This is a genomic window from Mesorhizobium maamorense (assembly GCF_044998965.1).
In the GTDB taxonomy this organism is placed as follows: domain Bacteria; phylum Pseudomonadota; class Alphaproteobacteria; order Rhizobiales; family Rhizobiaceae; genus Mesorhizobium.
The window spans coordinates 3,750,290-3,767,145 of sequence record NZ_CP173356.1 but is presented as its reverse complement, the minus strand read 5'-3'; the positions used below and the strand labels follow the sequence as shown (position 1 = coordinate 3,767,145).

Annotated in this window: 9 protein-coding genes and 1 pseudogene; 9 read left to right on the top strand and 1 reads right to left on the bottom strand. The window is 62.2% G+C overall.

The annotated features are described in order from the left end of the window. The first annotated feature begins 193 nt into the window (after positions 1 to 193). From ACIU1A_RS18955 to ACIU1A_RS18930, 6 genes are all read left to right on the top strand, one after another. Complete coding sequence (locus tag ACIU1A_RS18955; RefSeq protein WP_404924974.1) at positions 194 to 1,846, top strand: ShlB/FhaC/HecB family hemolysin secretion/activation protein; 1,653 nt, start codon at positions 194 to 196, stop codon at positions 1,844 to 1,846. 66 nt (positions 1,847 to 1,912) lie between these two features. After that, positions 1,913 to 3,514, top strand: coding sequence for a D-alanyl-D-alanine carboxypeptidase/D-alanyl-D-alanine-endopeptidase (gene dacB, locus ACIU1A_RS18950; protein ID WP_404924973.1), 1,602 nt, complete (start codon positions 1,913 to 1,915; stop codon positions 3,512 to 3,514). A gap of 159 nt (positions 3,515 to 3,673) precedes the next feature. Beyond that, positions 3,674 to 5,287 carry a D-alanyl-D-alanine carboxypeptidase/D-alanyl-D-alanine-endopeptidase gene (locus ACIU1A_RS18945; RefSeq protein WP_404924972.1) on the top strand — a complete coding sequence of 538 codons (1,614 nt, stop codon included), beginning with the start codon at positions 3,674 to 3,676 and terminating at the stop codon, positions 5,285 to 5,287. Positions 5,288 to 5,342: 55 nt separating this feature from the next. Continuing rightward, a complete protein-coding gene (locus ACIU1A_RS18940) occupies positions 5,343 to 6,914 on the top strand; it encodes a serine hydrolase (protein ID WP_404924971.1) in 1,572 nt (523 codons plus the stop codon). Positions 6,915 to 7,169: 255 nt separating this feature from the next. After that, the gene (locus ACIU1A_RS18935) at positions 7,170 to 8,111 is read left to right on the top strand and encodes a hypothetical protein (protein ID WP_404924970.1); all 942 of its coding nucleotides are present in this window, start codon (positions 7,170 to 7,172) and stop codon (positions 8,109 to 8,111) included. Positions 8,112 to 8,384: 273 nt separating this feature from the next. Then, entirely contained in the window at positions 8,385 to 8,819 is a 435-nt protein-coding gene (locus ACIU1A_RS18930) for a GNAT family N-acetyltransferase (protein WP_404924969.1), read from the top strand. Positions 8,820 to 9,494: 675 nt separating this feature from the next. On the opposite strand, the gene ACIU1A_RS18925 is transcribed toward ACIU1A_RS18930, so the two are convergent. Next, positions 9,495 to 10,448 (bottom strand): hypothetical protein, encoded by a 954-nt coding sequence (locus ACIU1A_RS18925; protein ID WP_404924968.1) that lies wholly within the window; start codon positions 10,446 to 10,448, stop codon positions 9,495 to 9,497. 269 nt (positions 10,449 to 10,717) lie between these two features. Between ACIU1A_RS18925 and ACIU1A_RS18920 the strand changes: the two genes are divergently transcribed. The 3 genes and pseudogenes from ACIU1A_RS18920 to ACIU1A_RS18910 form a co-directional block, all read left to right on the top strand. Beyond that, positions 10,718 to 15,010 carry an autotransporter-associated beta strand repeat-containing protein gene (locus ACIU1A_RS18920; protein ID WP_404924967.1) on the top strand — a complete coding sequence of 1,431 codons (4,293 nt, stop codon included), beginning with the start codon at positions 10,718 to 10,720 and terminating at the stop codon, positions 15,008 to 15,010. 85 nt (positions 15,011 to 15,095) lie between these two features. Next, entirely contained in the window at positions 15,096 to 16,751 is a 1,656-nt protein-coding gene (locus tag ACIU1A_RS18915) for an autotransporter-associated beta strand repeat-containing protein (RefSeq protein WP_404924966.1), read from the top strand. Next, positions 16,699 to 16,839 (top strand): annotated as a pseudogene (locus tag ACIU1A_RS18910) (autotransporter-associated beta strand repeat-containing protein); the annotation flags it as partial. The gene ACIU1A_RS18915 and the pseudogene ACIU1A_RS18910, both read left to right, overlap by 53 nt. Positions 16,840 to 16,856 lie beyond the last annotated feature (17 nt).

Below are 16,856 nucleotides of genomic sequence, written 5' to 3'. Positions count from 1 at the left end.
CAACACCGGAACCGTTCCGAATTTCCAGGATCATTTTTCCTGGAAAAGGCAAAGAATTCTATGCACCCGTCGCCATTTATCTGAGACAACTTCTTTTTATCTGAGACAATTCCTCTCGTCCTCTCGTCCTCTCGTCCTCTCGGTTTAGAATGTCTGCGGCTTGAGAACTTCGTGGGCAGTTTTGGAGCAAAGAGTGGTTCACCACGACCGGCTTTGTCTGGCGAGCAGACTGGTGCTGATCGCGTCCAGCTTTCTCGCGGTGCTGGTCTCTCGCGGGGAGGCGCAGAATGCGGACCGCGTCATCAGAGATCAGACAACCGTCATTGAGCGGTTCGAGCCGCCGCCTCGGCGGCCTCCAAGTATCACCGTTACGCATGCCGCGCCGGTCGCCGGCCTATCCCCCGAGCAGCTCAAGACCATCCGCTTCCGGCTCCGCAAAATCGATCTCGAAGGAGCGGTCACGCTCCATCCGGCGATCTTCTCTACGCTCTGGAGGAAACTGATTGGTCGAGAGGTTTCACTGCTCGATATGAAGGAGATCATCGACGGAATCGAACGCATCTACCGTGAACACGATTACTATGCGGCGGCTCTGGTCCCGCAGCAGGATTTCAGCAGCGGCCGGATCCGCATCATCGTCTACGAATCCTATCTCCGCGACGTTGTCGTGGAATCGGACCAGCCCGGTCTCGAGGAACGGCTGAAGCCGTATATTGCCCGCATGGTGGGGGAACGACCGGTCCGTGTCTCTCACCTTGAGCGCTACGCCTTGCTCGTCGCCGATATCCCCGGCTTCACGGTGGAGGCCAAGCTTTCCAAGGTCGAGGACGATCCGGCCGCGGGGAGGCTTGTTTTGAAGGTCGACTTCAAGAGGAGAGGGCTCGATGCCCGCCTCGACAATCTGGGCACGCCATCAACCGGGCCGCTGCAGCTTTCCGGTATCGCGCGCGTCAACGATGCTCTCGGATTGTTCGAGAGCACCGAGGCGCTCGCGGTGACCAATCCCGCCGACCCGGACGAGCTCGTGTTTCTCCGGTTCGGGCAGGCATTTCCGCTCGGGCCGTCCGGGTTCGTCGCCGGGTATGAGTTCGGCCAAGTCTGGTCGAATCCACTGGACGACGACGACATTCACATCGGGAGCACGTTCGGAAAGGCTTTTTTGAATTACGCGATTGTGCGCACGATCGACCACAATCTCTTCGCCAAATTCGCGATCAATACCAAGGATGTGGCAGTCGACGTCAACGGCGATCCGGCGGCGCGCAATAGCAATCGATGGCTGACGGCGGCAGCCACGTTTGACACGACCATAGGCGGTGTCGCCGTGGTCGCCGAGGCCGGCCTGGGCCAGGGTTTAAGCGGTCTCGGCTCGAACACCGAGAACGCTGATTTCACCTACATGTTCGGTGAAGGCACGCTCTCACGCGATATTACCGATACCCTCTCGGCGCAACTGCAGTTCACCGGCCAGTACGCCTTCACCGAGCTCCCTTCCGCGGTCCGCTTCGACCTGGGAGGCGACCCCTATAGCCGAGCCTTCGACAGTTCCTCGATCACCGGCGACGATGGCATCGCGGCCGCGTTCGAGCTTCGGAAAGGGATCGATGCCATCATGCCGTGGCTGGCCAATCCCAGCCTATTCGGATTCGTTGACTATGGAGCGGTGTGGAACCCGCCGGGCAGGGATTATGAGTTCGCTTCGCTCGGTTCCGTCGGTATCGGCATCCGCGCCGGGATCGGAACCCACCTCAACGTCCTGGCCTACGTCGCTACGCCCTACAAGGATGAAGCCAAGCTCGGTGTCGAGGGCGCCCTGTTCCGCGTCGCGGCTGGGGTGCGGTTCTAGCCATGCGGCCTTTACGCTCAAGTCTCGCCCAGCGCGTGGATCCACGCTCATGAAAAGGAATTGCCCATGATCACGATCCGTTCGATGTCCGTGACCACCCTCGTGGCGCTAGTAAACCTGGGTGTCTTGTGGGGCACGGGCGTGCGCGCCGACACCCTCCCCCGGGTCGAGGGCGATACGCCGGCAAACGTTTCTGCTGTCATAGCAGAGATCCAATCGAAAGCCGTATACGCACATACAAGCTGGGGCATGCGCGTGGTCGATCTCGACATGGGGACTGTGCTTGTCGATCAGGCGGCCGACCGGTCGCTCACTCCGGGGTCGATCATGAAGGTCTACAGCACGGCCACTGCGCTCGACCTGTATGGGACGGACTACCGGTTCCATACCCCGGTCTACAAAGCTGGGCCGGTGTCGGAAGGCAGGCTTGACGGCAATCTGATCTTGGTCGCCTCTGGAGATTTCAGCTTCGGCCTGCGAGAGCAGCCTGACGGCACTCTCGGCTACAACAATTTTCCAGAGATCGACCACAACTATGCCGACACCGGCTTTGCGGGGGGCGCCTTGGTCAAGGAGAGCGACCCGCTAGCCGCCCTGGACAATCTGGCGAAGAGGGTTCATGCCTCCGGCATCGCGGAGGTCAAGGGCGACGTCATCATCGATGAGCGGCTTTTCGAAACCCATCGCGACCCCACGGACGGGATCATTTCCCCGATCTGGCTCAACGAAAACGTCATCGACATCATGACGACGGCGGCCAGCGCGGGGCAGCCGGCCAAGATTGATTGGCGACCCAAGACCGCGTCCGTCAAGGTGATAGGCGCCGTGATGACCGTCGCAGAGAATCCAAAGCCCATCACGATCGAGTCGCCTGCCCCTGGAGAGATACGGGTCAGCGGCGAAATCGCCGCCGGAGTTGCGCCCACCTTGAGCATCTGGCATGTGCCGGACCCTGCCGCCTTCGCTCGAACAGCGTTCATCGAAGCTTTGCAGCGCGCCGGTGTGAAGGTAGACGCGAACGCGCTTGGGCCAAATCCAGTTGACGAACTGCCGGACGCGGCGGCCTATTCCCCTGACGACAAAGTGGCCGAGCACGTCTCGCCTCCGCTCTCGGAATTCGTCAAGGTCGTTCTCAAGGTCAGCTACAATCGCGGCGCCCATCTGATGCTGTGCCTTGCAGCCGTGAAAGGCGGAAGCCGAGACTGCGTGGCTGGAATCGGCAAGGAGCTCGAACTGCTCGACCGCCTGGGTGTGTCGCGGCAAAGCACTTACGTCTTCGACGGCGCCGGCTCCGATGATCACGCCAAGACAGCGCCCGCGGACCAGACAACGGTGCTCACGCGAATTGTCAAGGAGCCGTGGGGATCGGCCATCCGGGACGGAATGGCCATCCTGGGCGTGGATGGAACACAAGCTGCGAACGGTCTTGGAACCCCGGCCGTCGGGCATATTCACATCAAGGATGGCACACGGGTGATCTCCGCGCCCGGAGATTATCAGGGCATCATCATCGCCAAGACCCAAGTCGGCTATATCGAGGCGAAAAGCGGCCGCGAGCTCGCTTTTGCGATCTTCCTCAACAGCGCTCCTTTTGGCTCGGTCGAGGATTTCATCTCCGCCGATCACGACATTGCTGCAATTGCCGCCGCGATTCAGCAGGCCTACTAGGCGCGACGCTTGTGAGGCAGGCATGGTAACGCCCCACAGCACTCCCAGCTTTTATATCTTCCGTAGCAGCGCCTTTATGCGCGTTCTCTTCGGATTGGCATTCTCATTGGTACGTCGGTACGTCGCGGCGATCGAGCCGCGGCCGCATTGGAGGAAGAGATGGAACGAACGCTGTTCAAGAGAACGCGAAGCGGCTTGACGGTTGCCTTGGGCGTCGTGGCGCCACTTTGGGGTGCCGGAATCGGCGCGGCCGCAGCCGAACTCGACCTTCCGCCCGCTATCCGCTCGATTATGGACGCGCCACGCTATTCCGGGGCGATCTGGGGCCTCCGGGCAGTCGATCTCTCCTCGGGAGCCACGACGGCGGCCTATGGCCCGGACTGGCTTTTCTTCACCGGTTCGGTGCGAAAGCTGTTCTCGGTCGGTCTCGCGCTCAACGCGCTCGGCATAGATCATCGCTTCGAGACGAAGGTCTATCGCGTCGGCGAGGTAGGGACCGACGGCACGCTTCAGGGAAATCTTGTCTTGCTCGCAAGCGGGGATCTGACCCTTGGCGGACGAACTGCGGCCGGCGGCAAGATCGCCTTCACCAACTTCGATCACACCGAGGCCAATTCGCTCGGCAGCGCGATCCTCACGGAGTCCGATCCACTGTCCGGGCTGAATTCCATCGCGAGCCAGGTCGCCAAATCCGGAATCAAGGCCGTCACGGGCGATGTCGTCATCGATGATCGCCTTTTCGATCATTTCCGCGTGCCAAACGGGAATGTTCTGATCACACCGATGATCGTGAACGACAATCTCATAGACGTGACCATCCTGCCGGCTGAAGCTGGGCAACCGGCCGCGGTGGACTGGCGCCCTAAGACCGCGGCTTTCACCGTCAGTTCGCAGGTGAAAACCGTCGTCGCCAGCGAACCGATAGAAATCTCCCTCGAGATCTCGCCCACCAACCCTAAGGTCGGGATCGTCAAGGGCCAGATCCCCGCTGGCTACAGGCCGAGCCTGCCCGGCGTGGCAACATTGGTCCAGACGTTCCCTATCGTCGAGCCGTCTTCCTTTGCGCGCACAGCTTTAATCGAGGCGCTGGGCAGGGCGGGAGTCTCAGTTACGGCATCGGCGACAGGCCCGAACCCGGTGGCAAAGCTTCCTTCGAAAAGCGCCTACTTACAGTCAGCGGAAGTCGCTCGACTCGTTTCACCGCCATATGCGGAATACGCGAAGCTGATCCTCAAGGTCAGCCACAATCTCGGGGCCAATCTGAGTCTTGCGCTATTTGGACTGACGCAAGGAGCAAGAACCATCGAGACGGACCTCGCAGCCGAGCGGAATACGCTGATAGGTGAGTACGGACTTTCTCCCGACGGCTTCGATTTTCCGACAAACGGCAGCGGCAGCCCCGATAGCCGTGCGACACCCGGCGCCGTTACGGGCCTCCTTGCGGCAATGCGGAAGACGAAAGCGTCGGAAGTTTATTTCGACGCTCTTCCCGTTCTCGGGGTCGATGGTTCGTTAGCCACAGTCGGGATCGATCCGCCAAATCCCGTCATTGCGCCAGGCGTGGGAAACGTGTTTGCGAAAACCGGGACAACAGTCGCGGACGGCACGCTCAAAGCCCAGGTCTTTGCGGGATACATCAAATCGAAGGCAGGAAAATTGCTGGCCTATGTCACTTATGTGAACAACGTCGCGCCAATCGGGAGCATTGCGGATGTCATCAAGGTATTCGCGGACGAGGGAGCGATATCTGCGATTTTGTACGAACTCAACTGATGACCGCGAGATTTCCCATTGGGTGCCGTGGGGCACGTTCCAACCGCCGGAGCAGATGATGAAACATTCGAAATTGGCGTCTTGGGCGGGAGCCGCGATAGTTGCCTGCCTCCTGCCGAAACTGGTCTTCGCCGAGCCCGTCATAACTGACCCCGTGACGACTGACCGTGTCACCGAGGTTCTCCCAAAGCTCGATGCCATTATCCGCGATGGCATGTCGCGAACCGGCGTGCCCGGCTTGGCGATCGCCATCGTTCACGGCGATACGGTAGTGTTTCTCCGCGGCTACGGCGTTCGCGAGGTGGGCAAACCTGAGCCCGTCGACCCCGACACTGTGTTTCAGCTCGCCTCGATGTCGAAGCCGATTGCGTCCACGGTGGTCGCCACTCTCGTCGGCGATGGTCTCGTGGCTTGGGACGATCCGATCGTAAAGCACGACCCCGGATTCGAACTGAAGGATCCTTGGGTCACGCGCGAGGTCACGCTTCGTGACATGTTCTCTCACCGAAGCGGTCTTCCCGGACATATTGGCGACCTGCTCGAGGACCTGGGATACAGCCGCGAAGAAATCCTGTTCCGGCTACGCCACGTCAACCCGGCCGGTCCCTTCCGGGCAAGCTACGCCTATACCAATTTCGGCTTGACGGAAGCGGCGCTCGCCGCAGCCAAGGCTGCCGGGAAGCCTTGGGAAGTATTGTCGGAAGAACGGCTGTACCGACCCGCGGGCATGACCCGGACGAGCTCGCGACATTCTGATTTCCTCGCCGCCGAAAATCGCGCCGTGAATTCCGTCCGCGCTGACGGCAAATGGCTTCCCGGCCCGCCACGCGATCCTGACGCCCAGTCTCCGGCTGGCGGCGTCAGCTCCACGGCACGCGACCTCGCGCAGTGGCTGAGGCTCCAGCTTGGCGGCGGCAAGCTCGATGGCAAGGAGATCGTCACCTCGGCTGCTCTCGCCGAGACTCACCAACCGGTGATCGCACGGGGATCCGCGCCGGGTCCGTACGGCGCTTTTCCTCCTTCTTACGGACTCGGCTGGAACGTCGATCTCGATCCGCAAGGTCGTATCCATCTCAGCCACTCGGGAGCGTTCAATCTTGGTGTCGGCACGAATGTGCATCTCGTTCCGTCGGAACGGCTCGGCATAGCCGTGGTGACGAACGGCTATCCGGTCGGCCTCGCGGAGGCCACGAGCAAGAGCTTTCTCGATCTGGTATTTGCCGGAAAGGTTGAACGAGACTGGATCGACGCCTACGGCCAGTTCATGGCTGATGCCATGAAGCCCGACTACGGCGGCGCCATCGATGCCGCGCGCGCTCGCTCGCAGCCTTCGCCGGCCTTGCCTGCCGCAAGCTATGTCGGCACTTACGACAACGACTTTTATGGCGGACTGACGGTTACACCAAAGAGCGGCAGCCTGGTCATGAGCCTCGAGCCCCGCACGGAGTCCTTTCCACTTCAGCACATCGCCCGCGATACGTTCACATACCAGCCGATAGGCGAAAACGCCTCTGGACCGAGCGCCGTTACGTTCACCGTTGAGGCCGACCGGACGACAGCCGTCACGATCGAGAATTTGAACCTCCATGGCCAGGGGATTTTTCTTCGAGACCCACGCAAGCCTTGACCCAGAGAGAGAGAGAGAGAGAGAGAGAGAGAGAGAGAGAGAGAGAGAGAGGAGCTTGGGGGGTGTCGAGCATGACCGACATAGCGAACCAGCCGCCTTGAGGTTTCGATTCTGACACGATGCCGCTGGACCCACATCGTCCGGCGTCCGAGAACCTTCACGCTCGGCGGCGTTGGCGTCCCAGAAGACTTAGGTGTTGCCCAATGTTATTAGGTTGCGTCTAACGTCAAACGCCCCAGCAACCTGGTAGGTGACATGGATTTCAGGACGTTCTCAGGCTACGGATACCTTCTCATCGGCGGCCTTATCCTCGTTGGCGCCGGGCTCCTGACCATTTCTCTCATCGTCAATCTTGGGGTGGCGCACAGTGTGCGGCAGGACGCACGCCATCGTGAAAAGCTGTTGGAGTATTATCGCAACACCTTTTCGCAGCTGGGGGTGATCCTGATCGGAATTGGAGTATCTCTGTTCATCTTCTTTTTTCAGCAGAATTACCAGGACCAGCGCAAACGCGAAGCCGAACTCCAGCAGGTCATGGCCAAACTGGCGGCACGAATTGCTCGTGGCGCTGCCGTTGTCGAATCCCTTGGTGAATTCGACACGCTGCTCGATGACGGCGGGCCCTACATCGATCCGAAACTCGGTGGAAAGAACAACGCCATCGGCGCGCACGGAGCGGAGCTCGCCAAGCAGGTCGCCGAGATTCTTTTGGTCGAGCGCGATGTTGACGTTCAGGCGTTCGAGATCCTGAACCTATCGCGCGACTTCGAATCGTCGTTCGTCGTCAACGAACTCGATCCGACGCTGTGGTTCAATATCGTCAGCGATGAGAGCGAGATCAAATATGCCACCGCCCAGCTCCCGCTGGACTACACGGATTTGCACGATGCGATCGGCGGTGAGCCAGTTGATGCTGCGATCGCTAATCCTGAAAAGGAGCGGAAGATCAAGCAGGAGGTGCTGGATATCTTTTATGATGCCGACCTGTTGCGCCTGCGCAGCAGGAGACTTCTCGGCCGTGCGTGCTGGCTTTTCAGCAACGGGCGGGGCTTCGTCAAACTTAGACCGGTCGATGAGATTGAAGCGGACGCCAGGTCGCACCAGGAGTGGATCGATCGGTCGAAGCATTTCCTGACGCATTTGACTTCGGGAGGCGGGGATTGCTTCAAATTGCTCCGCTACAGCCCAACGTCTTGAATCGAGACTGATTTCGCTACCCTCGCGTGGCTAATCTCCGTCCGCCGCCGCGTGCCGGGATTATTCCGTCGCGAAGCTCTATGCCTTGTCTCCTTCCATGTTCATGTTGTTGCCTCGCCCACGGAACCGGCTCCGTTTCCAGGGCCACTTTTCCTGGAAAAGGCAAAGAATTCTATACCGTTGTCGCAATGTCTCTGAGATAAATTGTTCCGTCTTTGGAGTGTCTGCACCTAGAGAATTTCATCGGTGCATGTATCCTTGATAGGCTGAAATATGTGCCCAGTCATTATTGTATCCGAAAGACCCGAAGATGCCGACTATAAAACGATGTTGAGGGCCTTGGTCAGCTATAATGATGCGGCGGGCGAACCCTCTGGCTATGAGCCAGTCGCCATCCTCATTCGTGATCATGATCGCGATGAGACCATCGGCGGCCTGTGGGGAAAAGTGTCTTACGATTGGTTGTTCGTCGAACTGTTGTTTGTTCCGGAACTCCTGAGACGGCAAAAGCTCGGGACCCAACTCATGGATGCTGCTGGACAGCTCGCTCGGGAGCGGAAGTGCGTTGGGGTCTGGCTGGAAACTTATGGATTCCAGGCGCCAGCTTTCTATCAGAGCTTGGGTTACGAAGTGTTCGGGCAACTTCCAGATCACGCTCGGGGCTCAGGTCGGTTCTTCTTGCGCAAGATGCTGGCAGCATCGGTTTAGTGACAAGCAGTGCATCTCGGCTATGGTAGAGTGCGGATGTGGCCCGGTGGACTCGCGGCTGGACAACCGCATTCTGGTCGAGTTGGAAGTCGACCCTAAGCGAGTGCGCGTGAGGATGGCCGCCTGAAAAAGAATAATGTTCTGCGCTCCGTTTCGCGCCGGCTCATTTTTGCAGGCTCTGTCGGCTGCGGCCCCTCGATCAGGAAGGCGATGTTCAAAGGGAGGCAGAGCCATGGCGTCGGTTGATGAGATGAAGAGCCGATGGGTCTGTAGCGAGTGGGGCTCACCGAGATGGCGTGACGTCTACGCCAAATAAGAGGCGATACGCCGCTGTTACTGAACGCCGAGTCCCACGTCCCACGCCAGTTACCGGCTTGAGCAGTGGGACAAGAGCCAGGTCGGCGCGACCCATACCATCCAGGCTTACGGCTCGGTGCCTTATGCCTAGCTAGTTTCTTGTGGGAACCGGGCAAGAGCCGACAGACGCGCGAGAAGCTGGCAAGAGCTTCCTTATGATCCCAGCACTTGGGAGGCGGGGATGGTTGTTGGCAAGTCTGGAACTTACATGCTTCTCGACGGCTGCACGTGGAGGGTCGTGTTCATGAGGGAGGCTCCCCCGGCCGCTATGTTCGCAATTTGGACCTGACGAATGACAATCGCCCTCCCTCAAAGCAGCTAAGCCTCTCCGAAACGCTGCTGGGCCATTGCGCCAGCAAGCCAGATCGGATCGAACAGGTCGACCAAAGCCCTGTGGCAAGGCGATTGAATTTGGTCGAGACCCGCTTCGTGGCCGCCCGTCAGAAACGCGCCGACGCCTTCGTCGACCGCGGCTGGATCTGGAATCCGCAGCCCCAGCGAGGCCAAATCGCCGGCAATCGACGTTTGGGACGGCAGGTACGCAACCGCGGAGCGCAGCCGCATGCTCGGCGCTGGAAGCCGGATCATCACAATTCGGGTCACCGATGGCTGCGCGTCGGGGCCGATGATCGTGGCACCGCACATCAGGCCCGCAAGGACGCTAGCCGGTGGCGTCGGCAAGGAAAGGCAGAAGAACATGCGGCCATCGCCGCCGGGTTCGACCAAGTCGAGGTGCATGGCCCGCCCTGCCACCGCGAGCGGGCCTTCAAGTTGAAACCGGCTCGTCGGCAGCCGCTCCGAATAGTGCGCGAGAACGCCCTGCGGGCCACTCGATTGGATTGACAGTTCCGCCCGGATCAGCTGGGTGCGAAAATAGGGCGACCAGGCGTGGGAGTAGCAGGCGTAGGTGCCGGCGAGCGACCGGCTTGCATCCTGGCGCTGCCCGGCGAGCGACCGGCGCGACGGTTCGCTTAGCCGCTCCAGAACGTCACGCTCGCAATTATGTCGAGTACAAATGGCCTGGATGAACTCGTCGAGCTCGCAGTCGGCGATCCAGGCTCCCGGACGCCCGACATCCACGACCTTCGCCCAGTCCTCGTAGAGCCGAAGCTCGCGCGGGTGGGCACGCCCCTGCATCCATTTGTGCGCGCGCTCGACATCGAACGACGTCGCCGGGTTGACACGACGGAACGCCGCCGCGAGGTCCTTGCGTGTCACGGCGCCGAGGAATGCCATCGTCACCCGCAATTTCTGACCAATATTCTGCGTCACGCGTTCTCCTTTGCTGTTGTTCTCCCGCCCGCGGATTCGCCCCGAATTTCCAGGGTCAGTTTTCCTGGAAAAGGCAAAGAATTCTATAACGCCGCTCCCGCTTATCTGAGAGGATCTCTTTTCGATTTAGCGCGTCTGCGGTGAAACCTTCGTCACCCGGCATGCAGGCGGCAGAAATGCTGTTGATTTGCTGCCTCAATCGGCAGTCATGGGTGCATGGAATCCAATCTAAGATTTCCTAATTCGGGAAGATTCGAGGGACCAGGCGGGTGGGTAGAAAAGTCGATGTCATCAGGCGGTCGCGCCTTACGGCCGGCCGGCTCAGGCAAATTTGTCCGCCGACGCGGATCTCGTGCCTGGCGCCGGCCCTAGTACTCCTTGCAGGCCTGCTATCGACGGCACTTCCAGCAAACGCCAGGAACTTCAATGTCGGCAGCGAGGCGCAGCTCCAGGCCGCGCTCGATCCGAGTGGTGGCGCTCAGGACGGCGACACCATCACCTTCACCGCGAACATCATCTTGAGCACCAACCTGCCTGAAGTGAAGCGCGACGTGACCATCAACGGCGCCAATCATACGCTCTCCGGTAACAAGCAGCATCGCGGCTTGTTCGTCCAGTCGGGCAAGGTCGCAATCAATGATCTCGCCATCGAAAATGCCAAGGCACAGGGCGGCAACGGCGGCAACGGCGTGAGCCCCAACACGGGTGATGCCGGCGGCGGCGGCGGCGGCGCTGGACTTGGCGGGGCCCTGTTCGTCGCCAGCAGCGCCCGTGTGACAGTGAGCAACGTCACCTTGCTGCACAACCTGGCGCAGGGTGGCGACGGCGGTGCCGGCGTTTCGGCCGGCAGCAACTTTGCAGGCGCCGGCGGCGGCGGCGGCGGTATGTTCGGAAACGGCGGCATATACGACGGCACCAGGGCCAAAGGCGGCCCCGGCGGTGGCGGCATTGGAGGTGGACCGGGACCCGAGAACGGTGGACCTGGTGTCTTTGGCGGCGGCGGTGGCGGCGGCGGCGTCCGTGGAGGAGACGGCGGATTTGGCGGTGGCGGCGGCGGCGGTGGCGGTATCGGTCCCGACGGGAACCCCAGTAACGGTGGTCAGGGGGGAATCGGCGGCGGCAGCGGCGGTGGTCATGGACAAGGTGGCGGTGGCGGCGGCGGCCTGGGCGGCGCGATTTTCGTTCAGCATGGCGGCGAGCTCACTGTGGCCGGCCATCTCGACATTTTTAGAAACAGCGTCGCAGGCGGCAACGGCGGAGGAGGAAAGGCCACCGCCGGCCAAGGCATCGGATCGGGCATTCTCTTTCACGGCAACGGGTCATTCACCGTGGCCCCTGGCGCCGGGCAGACCCAGTTGATAAGCGACACCATTGCAGATCAGACCGGGGGCGCCGGCAGCGGCGGCAATTGGGCTATCGTCAAGAACGGGGCCGGCACGACCATTCTCGACGGTGCGACTTCGCTCTCCGGCGGCGGCACCGTCAATGAAGGCGTCCTGGAGATCAACGCTCTGCGCCTGGCGGGCAATATTACAAACAAGGCCTCACTCGTCTTCGCCCAAACAATCAACGGCACGTATACCGGCAACATGTCCGGCAGCGGCAGCCTAACCAAGACCGGCACTGGCGATCTCACGCTCTCAGGTACCAACACCTACGCCGGCGGCACGACCGTCAACGGCGGAGCGCTGTTGTTCACCACCGACGCCAGCCTGGGCGCCGCGGGCATCGGCATCAACCTGAACAACGGCACGATCGGAAGCGTGGCCACGGTCCATCCGGGACCGACCAGCAATCGCCCCGTCACGATCACGGACAAGGGCGGCTTCTCCGTTGCATCGGCTCCACTCACCTGGAGCGGCGTGATCAGCGGAAGCGGCCAGTTGACCAAGGCCGGCGACGGCGACCTGATCCTTTCAGGGGCCAACACCTACGGCGGCGGCACGACCGTGACCGGCGGCGTCCTGCGCTTCACGAATGACGTCAACCTGGGCGCGGTGGGTACGGCGATCACGTTGAATGGCGGCGCGGTCGGAACCACAAAGGACACTCCTTCGGTCACGTCGATCGACCGCAAGATCGTGCTCGCCGGTAACGGCGGCATCGACGTGGCGCTGCATCCCTTCATCTGGAGCGGCAGCATCAGCGGCGGCGGTCGCCTCATCAAGAGCGGCGACGGCGAGTTCGAGCTAACGGGCGCCAACACCTATTCCGGCGGCACGCTGGTGCAGCGCGGAACGCTACGGGTCGCTTCCGACGACAAGCTCGGCGCCATGGGTACGGGGATCACGCTGGAAAACAACGGCGGCCTGCGCGCATCCGAGACCTTCACCAGCATGCGCAATGTCTTACTGGAGGGCGCCGGTGGCGTATTCCTGGTCGACCCCGGCAAGACCCTGACCCTGAATGGGATAGTCGGCGGTTCGGGCAATCTCACCAAGGTCGGCGACGGCACTCTTATTCTCACCGGCGCCAACAGCAACGCCGGCAACATCTTCAACAACGGCGGCGCGGTGCAGGGCAACACCACGAGCCTGCGCGGCAATATCGTCTTCGACCCCAACGCGAACAATCCGATCGCCAAGTCGATCACCTTCGACCAGGCGACCAACGGCATCTATGCCGGCAACATCACCGGCCTCGGCAGCCTGACCAAGACCGGCGCCGGCGCGCTGACCTTGGGCGGCAACAACAGTTATACCGAGGGCACGACGGTGTCGGCCGGCATCCTGCAGGGCGCAGCCAACAGCCTGCAGGGCCGTATCCTGAACGATGCCGCCGTCATCTTCAACCAGGGTGTCAACGGGACCTATGCCGGCGCAATGACCGGCGTCGGCACCCTCACCAAGAACGGCACCGGTAAGCTTACCCTTACCGGCAGCAGCACTGTCGGCGGCGGCACGACCATCAATAGCGGGGGCTTAGCCGTCAACGTTCACCTGACCAGCAACGTAACGCTCAACAAGGGCGGCATCCTGAGTGGCGTCGGCAACATCACCGGCAATATTACAAACAACGGCGGCACGATCGAGCCGGGCAACTCCATCGGCAACATCACGATCGACGGCAATCTCACCTGGAACAGCGGCACCTTCGAGGTCGAAATCAGTCCCAGTGCCAGCGACCGCATCACCATCGTTGGCGCCGGTCACAAGGCAACGGTACATGCCGGCACCCTCGACGTTGTCCCGTTGCCCGGCATTTACGTGCCTAACACGACGTACACGATCGTCTCGGCGCCGGCCGGCGGCATCGCCACATTTAACGATGTGACCGCCGATTTCGCGTTCCTGCGCCCCGTGCTCAGCTTCGATCCCACCAACCTCTATCTCTCCCTGATCCTGGCGCCAGATGCCTTCCGCTCGGCCGGCCAGACGTCGAACCAGCGGACGGTCGGCGGTGTGCTCGATGCCGCTGCAGCTGGCGGTAACTTCGGTGGCATCGTCGGGGCGCTGTCGGGCCTGCCAACAGCGCAGGGGGCACCGGCCCTGCGGGCACTCTCCGGCGAGATCGCGGCGGGTGCCATCATGGCCGGCATCGACAGCGCCGATCGGTTCCTGGCGGTGTTCGACGGGCAGGGCGAGGGCGGGCCCCAGCCTGTCGGCACGGAGGGCGCGGCGAGCGGCGCCGCGGCCTATGCCGAGGACGACAAGGCGGCGGGCGAGGGCAGCTTCGCCGCGCTCGACATGTCGGCAAGCCATGCCGCCGATCCTGTCGAGGCGGTGCTTGCCCGCCGCTGGAGCACCTGGGGCGCGGCCTATGGCGGCTCCGAGCAGACGGGCGGGGATCCGTTCGTCGGATCGCACGATACGAACGCTCGAACCTTCGGGCTGGTCGGCGGTGTCAGCCACCGCTTCGACGAGACGCTGGTCAGCATCGCCCTCGGCGGCGGCTGGTCGAACTTCTCGCTCGCCGATGGGCTGGGCGAGGGCGATGCCGGCACCTTCAATGCCGGCATCTATGGCCGGCAGGGTTTCGGCAATGCCTATCTCTCCGGCGCGCTGGCCTATGGTTTCAACGCCGTCGAGACCAACCGCACAGTGCTTGGCGACACGCTGACCGGCAAGTTCGACGCGCACACCTTCTCGGGCCGCGCCGAGGCCGGCTACCGCTTTGAGACGCCGGTCGTGGCGATCTCGCCCTATGCCGCCTTCCAGGCGATCTCCTATCACCTGCCGGCCTATTCCGAGACGTCGAGCGGCGCCGGACCCTTCGCGCTTCACTATGACAGCGACACCAGCACCGCGACCCGGGTCGAGCTCGGTACTCGGCTCGATCATGCGATCGCGCTCGAAGACGGCGCCAGACTGACGCTGAGCGGCCGCGCCGCATGGGCGATCAATGGCGGCACCGATCGCAATTTCGGCGCCGGCTTCCAGGCTCTTCCCGCCAGCAGCTTCACCATCGACGGCGCCGAACCCGACCGCAACGCCCTGCTCATCGACGCCGGCGCCCAATACACCTCTCCCTCCGGCGTCTTCGCCGCGGCCGCCTTCCAGGGCGAGTTCTCCGGCAACGTGAAGAACTATTCCGGCAAGCTCAAGCTCGGCATCACCTGGTGAGGCTATGCGCATCTTGCCGTGTTGTTCCTTTGTCAACAGTCAATTCAAGATCCCCCAAATTCGGGGGACTTCTGGGGTCAAGCACATGGGTAGAAAAATCGATGCACCGAGGCAGGCTCATCTGACGACGGCTCTGCTCGGGGAAACTTGTCTGTCGACATCGGGCTCGCGCCTGGTACTGGCCATCCTTCTCGCAGCTGGAACGCTGTCGACAACGCTTCCGTCGAGAGCCGAGGACTGGCCAGTCTACAACGAGGGGGATCTGCATTACGCCATCTTCAACGCCGACTACGGCGACACAATCCGGTTCTACGCCAATGTCACGCTGACAGCCAACCTGCCGCCCGTGCGGAGCGGCAACATGACCATCAACGGACAAGGCTTCACCCTCTCCGGCAACAACCAGTATCGCGGCCTGTTCGTGCAGCAGGGCGCGATCAACGTGGCGATCAAAGATCTCACCATCACCAACGCCAGGGCCGAGGGCGGTAAGGGTGGCGACGCAAGATTTATTGTACCCGGCAATCCCGCCCGCGGCGGCGGCGGCGGCGGCGGCGCTGGACTGGGCGGCGCGCTGTTCATCGGCAAAGGCGCCAATGTGACGGTAAGCAATGTCAACCTGCAGGCCAACCAGGCGCGCGGCGGCAATGGCGGCGCGCTCGGACCTTTGACCTTGAGCAGTTCGTGGGGCAGCAGTGGCGGCGGCGGTGGCTATTGGCCGATCGGAGCCGATGGCGGCGACGGCGGCGCCTCCGTCAGTGGTGGAGGCGGTGCGCCAGACAGCGCCGGCGGTGACGGTAGCATAACAGACGGCAGCCCCGGTGGTTTTGGCGGCGGCGGCGGCGGCAGCGGCTGGTGTTCGGGCAGCGACTGCCCTTATATACCGGGGGCCGGGGGTTTTGGCGGCGGCAGCGGGGCCGGCAGTAGTGGAGTGGCTGAGCCTGGTGGCTTCGGCGGCGGCACCGGCACCAGCAACGACGTCAGCGGTGGCGGCGGTGGCGGCGCCGGTCTCGGCGGTGCGATCTTCGTTCAGGAGGGCGGCAGCCTGACCCTGGCCGGCACTCTCAACATTTCCGGAAATGCCGTCGCTGGCGGTGACGGTGGAAGGAGGGGTGGGCAGGGCAATGCCACTCCCGGCCAGGGCATCGGGTCGGGCATCTTCCTTCACGGCAACGGGTCGTTCAGCGTCGCCCCTGGCGCCGGACAGACGCAGACCATAAGCGACATCATCGTCGACCAGACCGGAGCTGGCGGCACCGGTACCGACAGTGGCAGCTGGTCTCTGGTCAAGAATGGCGACGGCGCGACCGTTCTCACCGGCGCCAATGCCTATAGCGGCGGCACCATCGTCAATGCCGGCATCCTGCAGGGCAAAACGTCGAGCCTCAGAGGCAACATCACCAACAATGCGTCCGTCATCTTCGACCAGGCCGGCAACGACGGCACCTTCGCCGGCAACATGTCCGGCAGCGGCGCCCTGTTCAAGCGAGGCGGCGGCGTGCTTTCGCTCACGGGCACCAACACCTACGCGGCCGGCACGCGGGTGGAAGAAGGAGTCCTGCAGAATCGCTTCCGATGCCAAGCTCGGCGCGGCAGGCACCCATCTCAACCTGGACGGTGGTGGCGGTCTGAGTGCGTCGGCGACCTTTGCCAGCACCCGCCCCGTTTGGCTTACCGGCGCTCGCGGCATCGTTCTCGTCGATGCCGGCGAAACCCTCACCCTGAGTGGTGTAGTCAGTGAAAGTGGTGCGCTGGTCAAGTCCGGCCCCGGCGACCTGATTCTTAGCGGGGCCAACACCTACTCGGGCGGCACGACGGTCACCGGCGGCGTGCTGCGCTTCGCCAA

Excerpts from the sequence above, each read along its gene's own strand:
- dacB (WP_404924973.1), top strand. The coding sequence starts at position 1,913 with ATGATCACGATCCGTTCGATGTCCGTGACCACCCTCGTGGCGCTAGTA.
- ACIU1A_RS18945 (WP_404924972.1), top strand. The coding sequence starts at position 3,674 with ATGGAACGAACGCTGTTCAAGAGAACGCGAAGCGGCTTGACGGTTGCC.
- ACIU1A_RS18940 (WP_404924971.1), top strand. The coding sequence starts at position 5,343 with ATGATGAAACATTCGAAATTGGCGTCTTGGGCGGGAGCCGCGATAGTT.
- ACIU1A_RS18935 (WP_404924970.1), top strand. The coding sequence starts at position 7,170 with ATGGATTTCAGGACGTTCTCAGGCTACGGATACCTTCTCATCGGCGGC.
- ACIU1A_RS18930 (WP_404924969.1), top strand. The coding sequence starts at position 8,385 with ATGTGCCCAGTCATTATTGTATCCGAAAGACCCGAAGATGCCGACTAT.
- ACIU1A_RS18915 (WP_404924966.1), top strand. The coding sequence starts at position 15,096 with ATGGGTAGAAAAATCGATGCACCGAGGCAGGCTCATCTGACGACGGCT.